This window comes from Streptomyces davaonensis JCM 4913 (genome assembly GCF_000349325.1).
GTDB classification, from domain to species: Bacteria; Actinomycetota; Actinomycetes; order Streptomycetales; family Streptomycetaceae; genus Streptomyces; species Streptomyces davaonensis.
Map to the genome: position 1 here is coordinate 6,248,971 of NC_020504.1, position 13,186 is coordinate 6,262,156.

General features: G+C 72.5%; 9 protein-coding genes. All 9 read right to left on the reverse strand.

Annotated features, from left to right (window positions below; translation table 11 throughout):
- Positions 1-23 precede the first annotated feature (23 nt).
- The 9 genes from BN159_RS43250 to BN159_RS27790 all read right to left on the reverse strand — a co-directional run bounded on the left by BN159_RS43250 (position 24) and on the right by BN159_RS27790 (position 13,185).
- Complete coding sequence (locus tag BN159_RS43250; RefSeq protein ID WP_063608108.1) at positions 24-1,409, reverse strand: FHA domain-containing protein; 1,386 nt, start codon at positions 1,407-1,409, stop codon at positions 24-26.
- Between the two features lie 69 nt (positions 1,410-1,478).
- Positions 1,479-2,825, reverse strand: a complete 1,347-nt coding sequence (locus BN159_RS27755) for a vWA domain-containing protein (protein ID WP_015660328.1) — start codon at positions 2,823-2,825, stop codon at positions 1,479-1,481.
- 100 nt (positions 2,826-2,925) lie between these two features.
- Positions 2,926-4,230 carry a protein phosphatase 2C domain-containing protein gene (locus tag BN159_RS27760; protein ID WP_015660329.1) on the reverse strand — a complete coding sequence of 435 codons (1,305 nt, stop codon included), beginning with the start codon at positions 4,228-4,230 and terminating at the stop codon, positions 2,926-2,928.
- A 3-nt stretch (positions 4,231-4,233) separates the two neighbouring features.
- Positions 4,234-6,714, reverse strand: coding sequence for a serine/threonine-protein kinase (locus tag BN159_RS27765; protein WP_015660330.1), 2,481 nt, complete (start codon positions 6,712-6,714; stop codon positions 4,234-4,236).
- Positions 6,711-8,045, reverse strand: a complete 1,335-nt coding sequence (locus BN159_RS27770; RefSeq protein WP_015660331.1) for a hypothetical protein — start codon at positions 8,043-8,045, stop codon at positions 6,711-6,713. Before BN159_RS27770 ends, BN159_RS27765 begins: the two co-directional genes overlap by 4 nt.
- 56 nt (positions 8,046-8,101) lie before the next feature.
- Positions 8,102-9,145 (reverse strand): glutamate ABC transporter substrate-binding protein, encoded by a 1,044-nt coding sequence (locus BN159_RS27775; protein WP_051113550.1) that lies wholly within the window; start codon positions 9,143-9,145, stop codon positions 8,102-8,104.
- 14 nt (positions 9,146-9,159) lie between these two features.
- Positions 9,160-10,602 (reverse strand): hypothetical protein, encoded by a 1,443-nt coding sequence (locus BN159_RS27780; protein WP_015660333.1) that lies wholly within the window; start codon positions 10,600-10,602, stop codon positions 9,160-9,162.
- A 355-nt stretch (positions 10,603-10,957) separates the two neighbouring features.
- A complete protein-coding gene (locus BN159_RS27785) occupies positions 10,958-11,923 on the reverse strand; it encodes an N-acetylglucosamine kinase (protein WP_193384345.1) in 966 nt (321 codons plus the stop codon).
- Positions 11,920-13,185, reverse strand: a complete 1,266-nt coding sequence (locus BN159_RS27790; RefSeq protein WP_015660335.1) for a 6-phospho-beta-glucosidase — start codon at positions 13,183-13,185, stop codon at positions 11,920-11,922. The genes BN159_RS27785 and BN159_RS27790 overlap by 4 nt, the downstream gene beginning before the upstream one ends.
- Position 13,186: the final 1 nt, after the last annotated feature.

Below are 13,186 nucleotides of genomic sequence, written 5' to 3' on the forward strand. Positions count from 1 at the left end.
CACCGGCGAACCGGTGCGGAGCGTCAGCCCCGGCGGATGGTGATCGTCGTCCACGCGCCCACGTGGACCCGGTCGCCGTCCTGGAGCGGTACCGGCACGAAGGGCTGGATCGGTTCCTCGGAGCCGTTCACCGTGGTGCCGTTGGTCGAGTTCTGGTCGACGACCGCCCACGAGCCGTTCGGCTGCTGCACCAGCACCGCGTGCTGGTGCGAGACGCCCGGGTCCTCCGGCGGTACCGCGAGGTCGATGTCGGGGGTGTCGCCGGTGGAGTGGCGGCGCCGGCCGATCGTGACCTGGTTGCCGGTCAGCGTGCGCTGCTGCTCGGGCGAGTACGCGGGCAGGTTCAGGCCCGCGGCCTCGGGGCCCGAGCGCTGCATCATCGCCATGAAGTACTCACGGTCCGGGCCGATCGTCGCCATCCAGGTGGCCGGCTGCTGCGGGAAGGCCCCGCCCGGCGGGGGCGGCGCCTGGCCGGAGCCGGGCTGGGGGTAGCCGTAGCCGCCCTGGCCGGGGCCGGTGGCGGACGGGGGCGAGATCACCCAGTCGTCCTCACCGCCGCCGAAGGACGGGCCGCCGGGCTGGGGACGGTTCGTCTCCTGCGGGTAGGCGGGCGGGGGCGGGCCGGAGGGGGACTGGAACGCCTGCGGAGCGCCACCGGTCGCACCGGGACCACCCGGACCACCGAAGCCACCGGGACCGCCAGGGCCTCCGGGACCGGCGGGCGGGGTCGGGCCGGGCGGCGGCGGAACGGGCCGCGAGGGGTCACCGCCGAAGCCGGAGGGGCCACCGGGACCGGCACCGGGCCCGCCGGGACCACCCTGGCCCCCGAAGCCGCCGGGACCGCCGGGGCCGGGGCCACCGGGACCGCCCGGTCCGCCAAAGGGACCCGGACCGCCAGGAGCACCGGGCCCGCCAGGCCCACCGGGACCGGGCTGGCCGCCGTAGCCACCAGGACCGGGGCCACCAGCCCCAGGCTCCGAGCCGAACGGCGGGATCGGCTCCGCGGGCCGGTTCATCTGCGAAGGCCGCGAGCTCTGGTAGTCGTACGAGTCACCGCTGCCGTACGACGGTCCCGGCTGCTGCTGGAAGCGGGCCGCGGGGCTCGGTCCGGCGCCGGGCGCGGGCTGGCGCGGGGCGGCCGGGGTGTACGACGTCGCGGTGTTGGTAAGGAAGTTCCACCGGCACTCCTCGCAGAACGGCGCGCCGCCCTCACGGGGCGTACGGCACTGCGGGCAGAGCTCCGGCTCGGGGTCCGGTACGGCGGACATGCGCGGCGGCGGGAAGCCGTACCCGCCGCCGGGCGGAGGGGGCGGAGGAGGAGGCGGGGGTACGGCACCGGCCATGCGGTGACCGCAGACCTCGCACCAGTCGTCGGAACCCGACTGGTGTCCGTTCGGGCAGGTCGGCATGTCGGCGCTTCCCCCTCTCCTGTTCCGGCCGCACGGCCGGATTTCTCCAACCCCGAGGGGCCGGGCTAGTCACTTCTTTACACGAACAGTCTTTGTCGACCTTGTTTCGAGAGTCATCTCGTCGGCCTCCGCGACCTTCGCCTTCAGTCGCACAGTACCTGCCGCGGCGTCGACCACGTCCACCACCTTCGCAAGGAGTTTCGCCGTATCGGCGTTTCCGGAGGCGCTGGCGAGCTGAACGGCGCGGCCCAGTTTGGCCGTTGCTCCGTCCATATCGCCCGCTTTGCGAAGGTCCAGGCCTTGTTGGATGGCCTGGGCCAGTTCGGCCTGTCCGGTGTAGTGGGCGACCTGGGGGTTGATCGACGTCGAGGCGACCATGTCGTCGGTCCACACGGCCCGTACCAGGCCCTGCGCGCCGAGGTTGTGGACGCTGCCGTCGGGCTGCGGGGTCACCAGCGAGACCCGGGCGGCGAGCATCTCGCGGCCCAGCTCGGCGGCCGGTACCTCCACACAAACGTGGTAGTCACGGGACTCGTCTCCCCAGGAGCCGGTGGGGTAGTCCCCGGAACGCGGACCCGATTCGGTCCGGCGGTCGGTCAACTCCTCGACCGTCGGAGCGACTTGCTTGACGAACTTGATGGTGGTGCCCACCGGCGTCCACACCCTGAGGGCGACGTCCGCGACCTCCTTGCCCATCGCCGTCTCCATCATCTGCGTGAAGTCGGCGGCCAGGCCCGCCGGATCGGCGACGATGTCGGCGGTGCCGAGGAGCGCGGAGGCGATGCCTGTGACTTCTTTCACTACCCAGTCGGTGCCCACACCGCGCGCGTCACAGGTGAAACGCCCGGAACAGGCGTCCAGCGCGGCACGCAACTCCTCTGGTGACTCGTGTTCATTGCGGCCGTCGGTGAGCAGGATGCCGTGGCGGATGGCGACCTCCGCGGAGGACAGCAGCCGGTCGGCGAGCTTCAGCCAGGTGCCGATGGCCGTACCGCCGCCCGCGCTGAGCTTGCGCAGCGCCTGCTTGGCCTGCTCGCGGGTGGTGGCGTCGGCGACCGCGAGGCGTCCGGCGCCCGGGTAGACCTCCTTGGCGACATGGGTGCCGCCGATCACCGCGAAGTGCACCCCGTCGCGCAGGGTGTCGATGGCCGCGGCCGTCGCGTCCCGGGCGTTGCGCATCTTGGTCGGCGGGTAGTCCATCGAGCCCGAGCAATCGACCATGATCGCCACGGCCGCGGACGGGCCCTGTCCGGCGGTGTAGAGGTGAGGCGCCGCGACCGCGGTTCCGATCGTGCCGCCGCCGGTCGAGGTGACCGTGACGATCGCGTTGACCTCACGGCCGCCCTCGGGGAGGTACTCGTTCTGGTACACGTCCATCGAGAACTGCGGCACGTTCGACTTCGAGAAAATGGCCATGCCTTCTCTGATCCCCCTAGGACACCCCACCGGGGTGGGGTGATGGCTGATGGCGGACCGGTCCCCTCCGGTCCGTCGAGGCTCTCCCCGCTGCGCGGCCTCAGGCCGATCCTGCCCCCATCGGCGGGGCCGGGAACGGCAGCACGGCCACTGTTACGTTGTCGTGGCCCCCGCCGTCGAGCGCATGACCGACCAGGACCTGGGCGCTGTGCAGGGGGCGCACGGCCGCGTCGAGGGGCACCACGTCGGCCATCTCCTCGGCCGCCTCGGCGTAGTTCCACAGGCCGTCGGTGCACACCACCACCACACCAGGCCGGTCCGGCTTGAAGGAAGCGGTGTGCGGCTCCAGTTCGTAGGCGTCCGCGCCGAGCCAGCCGGTGATCGCGTGGGCGCGCTCGTCGGCGTACGCCTCGGCCTCGTTCATCAGGCCCGCCGCGACCATCTGCGCGGCCCAGGAGTCGTCCTCGGTGAGCCGGGCCGGGGGAGCGCTGCGGTCCACCGGGACCCAGTAGGCGCGGCTGTCGCCGACCCAGCCGACGACCAGAAGACCGGAGGTGATCACGGCGCCGACCAGGGTGCAGGCGGGGGCGTTCTGGTGCGGGGCGTGCTCACGGGCGGTGGCGGGCTCGCCGGCCAGCGCGTTGACCGCGCGGGAGGCGGCGACGATCGCCTCGTGCATCGCCTGCTGCGGGTGCGTGCCGTGCGGCAGGGCCGCGAGCAGGGTGTCGGTCGCCGCCCGGGACGCGGCCAGCGAGGCCTCGTCGGGGCGGGTCGCCGAGGAGACGCCGTCGCAGACGATCGCGAGGACCGCGGGGGAGCCGTCGGCCAGGGCGGTGCAGCCCACGGCGAAGGAGTCCTCGTTGCGGTGGTGGCGCAGTCCGCGGTCGCTGACCGCGGCCACCGGACCGCACTCCTGCTCCATGTGGTCGCGCTCGCGTGGCTGGGCGTGCCCGCAGTTCTCGCAGTACCCGTCGTGGTCGACGCGGCCGGCCCGGCAGGCCACGCACACCTTGGCGGGCGCGGGCTGCTGCTCGGGGGCGATCCGTGGATCGGGCGCCTGGAGCGGGTATTCGTCGGGCTCCGGCGCACGGTCGAACCGCACCCCGCCGGGCCCGTCCGGCGATACGGCCCGCTGCCCGGCCTGCGGGGCGCCGCGGCCGTCCGACTCCGTGCCCTGGAGGTCGGTCGGCAGGTGCACGGCCGGCGGGGTGTCCGAGCTGTCCGGCTCGGAGGCGTGCGGCCAGGCGACACTGCCGTTGACAGCGGCCGGGCGATCGGCGCTTGGCGTCTCCGCCGACGCGGACAGGTCGTATCCGCACTTCTCGCAGAAACGGTCACCCGAGAGCAGCGGTTCCGCGCAGCTCGGGCAGTTCGACAGAGCGGCCTGCTGGGGCATCTGTGACATCAACTACACCCACGTCCGGGGGCGGTAACGGTTGGCACGTTCCACCAGGTCGATCCTCTCCTCGCCGCCCTGCGCGAGCCGGGCCAGCGTGCGGTACGAACGCTCGAGTCCGAACCGCAGTCCCCGCTCGTCCAGGCCGCTGCCGAGCAGCACCCGTCCCCCGGCGGCGGTGGGGACGGAACCCTGGCCACCGGAGAGTATCCAGTCCAGCGCGCAGCCGAGCACCTCCGTGGCCAACTGCTCGCGGCGCGCCGGGTCGAGGCCGTACGCCTGAAGCGCCTCCACCTGCCCGGCGGCGGCGGTCAGGTCCTCCAGGAACGGTACGTCACTGGCGACCGCGGTGCGTTGCCGCAGCCGCGCCCGTACGGCGGCCACCCGCGCGGCCGTGTAGTGGATGGAACTCTCCGCGACCGACTCCAGGGTGCGTACGGCGCCGCCCCGGTCGCCGGTGGCGAGCTGGACGCGGGCCAGGCCGAAGGCGGCGCTCACATAGCTCGGGTCGGTCGACCAGACCAGGCGGTAGTACTCGGCGGCGTTGTCCAACTGGCCGAGCACCTCCGCGCACAGGCCGAGGGCCAGCTTCGGCGCGGGCTCGCCGGGGAAGGCGTCGTAGATCGCGTCGAAGGCGAGCGCGGCGCCCTCGTGGTCGCCGGTCACCAGGGCGGCCACGCCCCGGTACCACACCACCCGCCAGTCGTCGGGCCGTTCGCCCTCCAGCCGGCTCAGGGTCTCGTGGGCGGTGCCCGCGTCGCCGTTCTCCAGCCAGGCCCGCACCTGCCGCAGCCGGGTCTCGGTGGACGGCGCCGGAGCGGCGGCGAGGGCGCTCACCAGTTCGGCGGGCGCGGAGGTCATCAGGCCCGCGAGGAAACCGGCGTTGGGGTCCCCGGGGTCCACATGCGGCACCGGCAGCGCGAGCGCGGCGGCCGGGGTGGGGACGGGCTTGACGAGCCCGGCGGTGAGCGCGGGCGCGCCGTCCGGGGCGGTGCCGCCGCGGACCCCCAGCCGGGAGACCTCGCCGTCCAGCTTGGGGAACAACTCCGTGTCCGTGACCTTCACTTCGGGCCCGAACAGCGTCGACAGGGAGGGCCGCGCCCGCCCCGTCTGGAGCGAGACGACCTCCCGCAGCACGCCCGTCAGCTGCTCCGCCATCTCCTGGGCGGAGGCGAACCGGCGCGCTGGGTCCGGGTCGGTCGCCCGCACCAGGAGCCGGTAGAAGGACTCGTACTGCCGGAACACCTCGATGTTGTCCGGGTCGGGCAGGGAGTCCACGAAGACGTTCGTGTAGCCCTGGAAGTCGAACGTCAGCACCGCCAGGGTGCGGGCGACGGTGTAGAGGTCGCTGGCCACCGACGGGCCCACGTCGGCGACTTCGGGCGCCTGGTAGCCGACCGTGCCGTAGATCGCCGACTCGTCGTCGTCCATGCGGCGCACGGCGCCCATGTCGATGAGCTTGAGCTGGCTCTCGGTCTGGATGGCGTTGTCGACCTTGAAGTCGCAGTACAGCAGGTTGCGGCTGTGCAGATGGCCGAGCGCCTCCAGGGCCTCGATGCCGTACGCGCACGCCTGCTCCACCGGCAGCGGATCGCGCTTGCCCCCGGTCGTGCGGCGGCCGTTGGCGATCTCCTTGAGGGACTTGCCGCCGACGTACTCCATGACGATGTAGCCGTCCATGGAGCCGGTGCGCTGGTCGAGGTGCTCGACGAAGTTGTAGATCCGCACGATGTTGGCGTGCTCGATCTCCGCGAGGAAGCGCCGCTCGGAGATCGCGGCGGCCATCGCGTCCTGGTCGCCGGTGTCCAGCAGGCCCTTGAGCACCACCCACCGGTCGGAGACCGCGCGGTCCACGGCGAGGTAGATCCAGCCGAGCCCGCCGTGCGCCAGACAGCCCACGACCTCGTACTGGCCGTGCACGACATCCCCGGACTTCAGCTTCGGGATGAAGGAGTACGGGTGGCCGCACTTGGTGCAGAAGCCCTCCGTGCGGCCCGGCCGCTCGTCGCGCGCGCGGCCCACCGGCGCCCCGCAGTCGGAGCGCGAGCAGTACCGCTTGCGCTCGGGCACCTCGGGGTTGTCCAGCACCATCGCGCGCGGGTCGGGCCGCGGCACGTCCGGCACCTCGACCAGGCCCACGCCGAGCCGTCCGCGCCCGGAGGAACCGGCCGCCGCGCCGGAGCTGCGCACCGACACCGAGCGGCTGGAGGTCCGCCCCGACAGGGACCGCGAGAGCCGTCCCGACACCGAGCGGCGCGACTTCGACGACTGCGACGACGTACGCGAGCTGGCGCGGCTGCTGGAGCGGGAACTGCCGCTGCCGGAGCTGTCCTTGCCGCCGCCGGTCACCCCGGTGGCCGGTGAGCCGACCATGCCGTTGGTGGAGACGACCGGGGCGAGCCCGCAGGTGTCGCAGTACAGCTCGCCGCCGCCCACGTCCTCGTAACTGCCCCCGCAGCCGGGCCGCTGGCAGGTCTGCTGTGCCTGACTCATGACGACGTCTCCCCCCGACGGTCCTCAGGGCCGCCCTGCCCCGGCACGCGCGGGGCGCCCAGCTGTTCGGCGGCCGCCTGCTGATAGCGCAGGACGGCCTGTTCCGCGACGCGCAGGTCGCAGGGCGCGCTCCACAGCATCCGCCGGGCCGCGTCGTAGCGCTCGATCAGGAACGGGTCCTCGGCCAGGCCGTGCCGGGCCACCTTCGCCTTGTACGCGTCCAGGCGGCCGCGCAGCTCGGCGCGGACCGCGAGCGGAGCGGTGACCGCGGTCAACGACTCGCGGGCCCGCAGCAGTTCGTCCTCCGCCTTCTGCTCCAGCGACTCCAAAAGCGGGGACAGCCGGTGCCACTGGGCGTGCCGGCGGTACTCGGCGGCCGTCGCGAGCTGTTCCTGGAGCACGGTCGGCGGGCCGCTGACCACCGGCACCTCGGTGGCGGCGATCTTCGCGAGGACCTCGCCGCGCGCGGTGCGGGCCTCGGCGAGGGTGCGGTCCGCGCGGGAGAGCACGTCCCGCAGCTTGACCAGCCGCGCCTCGGAGTCCTGCCGGACGGTCAGCACGGCGTCGATCTCCCGGCGCACGTCCTCCAGGGCGCGCGCCTCACGGTCGTAGACCGTGGTGTCCGGCTTGCCGCCGCCCGGCGCCGAACTCCCTTGCGCGGGACGCCAGAAGGCCAGCGGGTCGGAGACCACCTGCTCGCGCAGCTGTGTCAGCGTGCGCGTGATGCGCTCCAGGTCGTCACCGGCCGGATGCTCGCCCGGACGCACCCCGACGGAGTGCGCGAGCTTACGGGTGCGCTGGAGCTCTGCGGCCAGTAAATCGATCCGGGCGGGCAGCGCCGACCACACCGCGTCGGCGGCGACCACCATGTCCAGCGAGGTCGCGTACAGCTCGTTCATCCGGTCCACCAGCGTCACCAGCGAGAACCGCTCGCTCAGCTTGCCCGAATTGCCGTGCAGGGTCGGCGCGTTGGCCGTCGCCGTGGTCGACCCGGCGACCGTGACCGACTCGCCGCGCAGCACCTCGGTCAGCTCGACCAGGTCCTCCCGGCTGGACCAGCGGCGGCGGGAGCGGATCTCACGGGCGCCGCGCAGGGCCGCCGTATAGGCGTCGAAATAGGCCCACAGCAGCGTGATCGAGGCGTCCGTGGTCGTCCAGCGCTCGTTGGTGACGCCGGTCAGTTCGGCGCCTTCGAGGAGTCTGCGGCCCGCGTGGTCCTGGAGGGCGAGCAGCGAGGTCTCGATGGCCTCGTGCTCCGCGCCGAGCCGCGCCAGCGCACGGTCCACCTCGTCCCGGTCCATCACCGGGCCGGGGGGTTCCGTGACGCCCATCGATCACCTCTCGCTGCTGTGTTGGGTGGCTGGGGGGTTGTTCTGGTCCGTGCGGTTCAGCTCTTGCGGAGGTATTGCGGTGCGGGCGGCTCCGAGTCCTCCGACTCCGCTCCCAGTGTCGCCGAGAGCCACTTGTCGTACGACGACTGCCAGCCGCCGGAGGTGTCCTTGCGGTAGTCGACCAGAATCTGGTTGACCCGGCGTACCAGATCGTCGGCGTCCTTCTTCATCGCCACGCCGTAGTACTCGGTGGTGAACGCGGCACCCTTCAGCTCGACCGTCGGGTCCTGCGCGGCCTGGCTGGCGGCGAGCGCGCCGTCGGTCACCACCGCGTCCACCTCGCCGAGTTGGAGGCGGACCAGGCAGTCGAGCTGGTTGGGGACGGTGCGGGAGATGTCCGCCGAGGCGGGCAGGTCACCCTCCTTCTGGCCCTGTTCCAGGGTCGAGTACGCCGTCGAGCCCTCGGCGGTGCAGATCTTCCGGTCGGCGAGGGTGTCGTCGTAGCCCTCGACGGTGGAGGACTTGGGGGCCAGGACCTGCTGGCCGGTCTTGAAGTAGGGGGCGGAGAAGGCGACGTCGGCGAGCCGGTCGCAGTTGATCGTCATGGTGCGCACCACCATGTCGACCCGGCCCTCCTGGATCGCGGGGATGCGCTGGTTGGTGGGGATCGCCTTGAACTGCACCGCGTCCGGGTCGCCGAGGATGTCCTCGGCGATGCGGTGCACCAGGTCGATGTCAAAGCCCTCCAGCTCGGCGGTGCCGGTGCTGTTGGGGTTGCGGTAGCCCCAGCGGTAGCTGTTCTGGTCGACGCCGACGACCAGCTTGCGCTTCTCGCCCTGCCGGTTCTTGATCTCCTCGATGGTCGGGCCGTCGGCGCCGGACGGGGAGAGCGTCTGCTTCTCCGGGTCCGTGCACTCCTCCTCCGCGCGGGCGGGGCTGCCCTGCGCGATCCCCGGGGAACCGGTGCCGGTGCTGCCGTCGCCGGCGGCCTGGGTGCGCGGCAGCAGCAGCGCGAGCACCACCGCCAGGGCGCACACGGCCGCCATCGCCCCTACTCCGCCCCAGCCCTTCAGACTGGCCCGCAAACGTCGTGCACGCATGCTCACGCCCCCTCTCACCGGTACTCCGACAGCCTGCGGCCGATGCCCAGGACGGCGCCGGCCGCGCCCAGGACGGCGAGGACGGCGGCGCCGATGGACAGGCCCGACATCGCGTCCAGGCCGTCGCCGGCCGCCGTCTTGAACTCGGTCGTCTCGTGCTTCAGCGCGGTAGCGAGGTTGGTGTCGACGCTGTCGAAGCACTCGCCGGTGGTGCCCTTGGCGCCGATCACCTTGTCCAGCGCCGCCTGGTACTCGCCGTTCTCGTCCTCCGCGCGGGCGGCGGAGTGGCGCTTCTTCCACTCCGTCATGTTGCCCACGGCCGCGGTGACCGGCTGCTCGCCCGCGTCGTCGTCGGCGAGACCCTCGGCCAGTGCGAGGCCCTTGCCGAGGGTGTCCATGTCCTGCTGGAAGTCGTAGTCGTAGGCGTCGTACGTCTCCTCGCCGACCTTCTTCGTCTCGGCGCCGCGGGAGACCAGCGTCAGGTTCTCGTTGCCGCGCGCCTTCAGGGAGGCGATGCGGGCGTCGTGCAGGACGTTCAGCGAGCGGACGCCGTGGTCGTAGGAGTCGTTCAGGCTTGCGCGGGCGACGCTGTGGCCGACGACGAGCCAGAGCAGCACCACGGTGGCGGTGGCCGTGGCGGCGACCAGGCCGTGGTTCAGGACGCGGTTGGTGCGGCGGTAGTTGCGGTGCTGGGCCCAGGCGAGGGCGGCCAGCGCGAGGACGCCGAGGGCGATCGCGGCCCAGGGGTAGGGCGTGGCGTCGTCGTAGTCGTCGCTCAGCCGCTGGTTCTCCTTCTTGTAGAGATCCTCGGCGGCCGGGAGCATCTCCTGCTGCATCTTCTCGTTGGCGTAGCGCAGATAGGCGCCGCCGACCGGGAAGCCCTGGCGGTTGTAGGTGCGGGCCTGCTCCACGAGGCCCTTGTACTCCGGGAGCAGGCGGTTGAGCTTGGAGATCGCCGCGGCGGAGGGGGAGTCGGGGTCGGAGTTGGCCGCGGCGTTGACGAGTTTCTCGGCGGCGGTGCGGATGCCCTTCTCGTAGCGGACGCGGTTGACGCCGCTCTCTGCGCGGCCGGCCAGGAAGCCGCTGGAGGCGGCGGTGTTGGCGTCGGCGAGGGAGCGGTAGATGTCGGCGGCGTCGGAGCTGAGGGGCTGGCTGCTGTGCAGGACGTCGTCGGCGGCGGCCGCGCGGTCGGTGACCTGCCAGGCGGTCACGCCGCCGAATGCGACGACGAGCAGGGCGAGTACGGCGCCGATGATGCGGAGCCGGCCGGGCTCGGTGGTCGCGGCGGACCGGAGCTGGTCCAGCCCCTCGGCGAAGGCCGTGCGGCGCTTGTCGGGCGGGGTCGGGGCTGTTGGCCTGCCCTGCTGCGGTGGTACCGACGGCATGGTGGGCATGCCGGTGTGCGGTGGTGGTGCCGTACTGCTCTGTGCCGGCTGTGTCACTTCGACCTCCCCCATGGTCATCCGTCGCCCGCAAGTATCACTGGCGGGACCGACATTCGTCACGGTGGGTCCGCCGGCGGCCTTGCAGTGTCCCGGATCACCCCCTGCCCATGAATACGCCCAGCGAATCGGTTCGGTTCCGACGGGGGTGTGTTGGGGTGCGCGGGGTGTGTTTTCTGCCCCCGCCGCCCCTACCCGTCCCATCCCTGGGGGCTGCCGCCCCCAGACCCCCGCTTCGGCCCTGAACGGGCCTCGTCCTCAAACGCCGGACGGGCTGAAACAGCCCCTCCGGCGTTTGAGGAGCGGGGTCTGGGGCGGAGCCCCAGAAGGATGGGACGGGTAGGGGCGGCGGGGGCGAGGAAAGGGCTGGTCAGTGGGCGTAATGGGCCCGCGCTCTTCCCTCTGCTTCCGGTCCCGCTCCCACCCGGTCCAGACCCAGCAGGGCCGCGCCCAGTACCGGGGGTGCCGTGACCACTGTCGGTACTGCTTTGGGGGCGCGGGTCGCCAGCAAGTCCCGTATCCCGCCGTCTAGTTGGGGGTGGCGGGCGGCCAGTACGCTGCCGCCCAGGACCACCGGGGTTTCCTCCGCCAGCAGGTCCAGCCTGGTCAGGGCGACCGTTGCCATGGTTGTCACCTCTTCCGCCAGGCGGTCCACCAGCGCGCGGGCCACCTCGTCGCCCGCTGCCGCCGTCGCGAACAGCACCGGCGCCAGTTCGTGGCGGCGGGGATCGGGGATGTGCCCCAGGTGGAGCGCTTCAATCAACGCCTGCATCGACGGGAGGTCGAAATGGGCCGGGAGCGTCGACGACAGCGCCGTCGGCGCGCCTCTGCCGTCCTCCGCCCTCGCCGCATGCCACAACGCCTCCTCCGCCAGGCCCCAACCACCACCCCAGTCACCGGAGATACGGCCCAGCGCCGGGAATCGGGCGGTGCGGCCGTCGGGGAGCATGCCCACGCAGTTGATGCCCGCCCCGCAGACGACGGCCACGCCTCGCGGTTCGGCCACCCCCGCCCGCAGGATCGCGAACGTGTCGTTGCGGACATCGACCGTCGCTCCCCATGCGCGTGCGTGGAGCGCGGCAGCCAACTGCTCCTCCTCCACGGGGAGATCGGCGTTGGCCAGGCACGCCGACACGTGGGTCACCGCGTCGACCTCGGCCTCGGCGAAGGCCCGCCGTACCGCGTCCTCCAGCACATCCACCGCCGCCGCCACCCCGACCGCCGGCGGCCGGAACCCACCTCCACGCGCCGCCCCGATGACCTCCCCATCGGCCGTGACCACCGCCACGTCCGTCTTGCTGTTTCCCGCGTCGACAGCGAGAACCCCGCCCGTCATGCCCACGCGAGGTGCTCCCGGTTGTGTGCGATCAGGGAGTCCGTGAGCTTCTCCGCGTACTCGTGCTGGCCGATCAACGGGTGGGCCAGCAGGGCACGGAACACCCGTTCCCGTCCGCCCCGCAGGGCCGCCTCCAGCGCCAGGTCCTCGTACGCCGTCACGTTCGCCATCAGCCCCGCGTACAGCGGATCCACTTCCGGGACTGGTAGTGGCGCCGCGCCCTGCGCGCCCACCGCCGCCTGTACCTCCACCACCGCGTCGTCGGGGAGGAAGGGCAGCGTGCCGTGGTTGTACGTGTTCACCACCTGGTACGTGCTCCCGCCCCCGCCCAGCAGCGCCGCCGCCAGGTCCACCGCGGCCTCCGAGTAGTACGCCCCGCCCCGCCGGGCCAGCAGCTCCGGCTTCTCGTCGAGTGCCGGGTCGGCGTACAGCCGTAGCAACTCCTTCTCCATCTCCGCCACTTCGGCGGCGCGCGAGGGCTTCGTGCGCAGTTCTCGTACGACCTCGTCGTGGGCGTAGAAATAGCGCAGGTAGTAGGACGGGACCACGCCCAGGCGGTCCAGTAGCGGGCGGGGCAGGCGCAGGGACTCGGCGATCGTCTCGGCGTGCTCGGCGAGGAGCTTCGGCAGGACGTTCTCGCCCTCGGGGCCGCCCAGCCGTACCCCTGTCTCCCAGGTGAGGTGGTTGAGGCCCACGTGGTCCAGGTGGATTTCGGAGGGGGCCACCCCGAGCAGGCCGGCGAACCTGCGCTGGAATCCGATCGCCACGTTGCACAGACCCACCGCGCGGTGCCCGGCCTGAAGCAGGGCCCGGGTCACGATGCCGACCGGGTTGGTGAAGTCGATGATCCAGGCGTGCGGGTTGGCCCGGCGTACGCGTTCGGCGATGTCCAGCACGACCGGGACCGTTCGCAGCGCCTTGGCGAGGCCGCCCGCGCCGGTCGTCTCCTGGCCTACGCAGCTGCACTCCAGCGGCCAGGTCTCGTCCTCGTTGCGAGCCGCCTGCCCGCCGACGCGGAGCTGGAGCAGGACCGCGTCGGCGCCCTCCACCGCCCGGTCCAGGTCGCCGGTCGTGACCACCCGGCCCGGGTGGCCCTGGCGGGCGAAGATACGGCGGGCCAGACCGCCCACCAGCTCCAGGCGCTCGGCCGCCGGGTCGACCAGGACCAGCTCCTCCACCGGCAGCGTGTCCCTCAACCGGGCGAAACCGTCGACCAGTTCGGGGGTGTAGGTCGATCCTCCGCCGACCACGGTGAGTTTCATT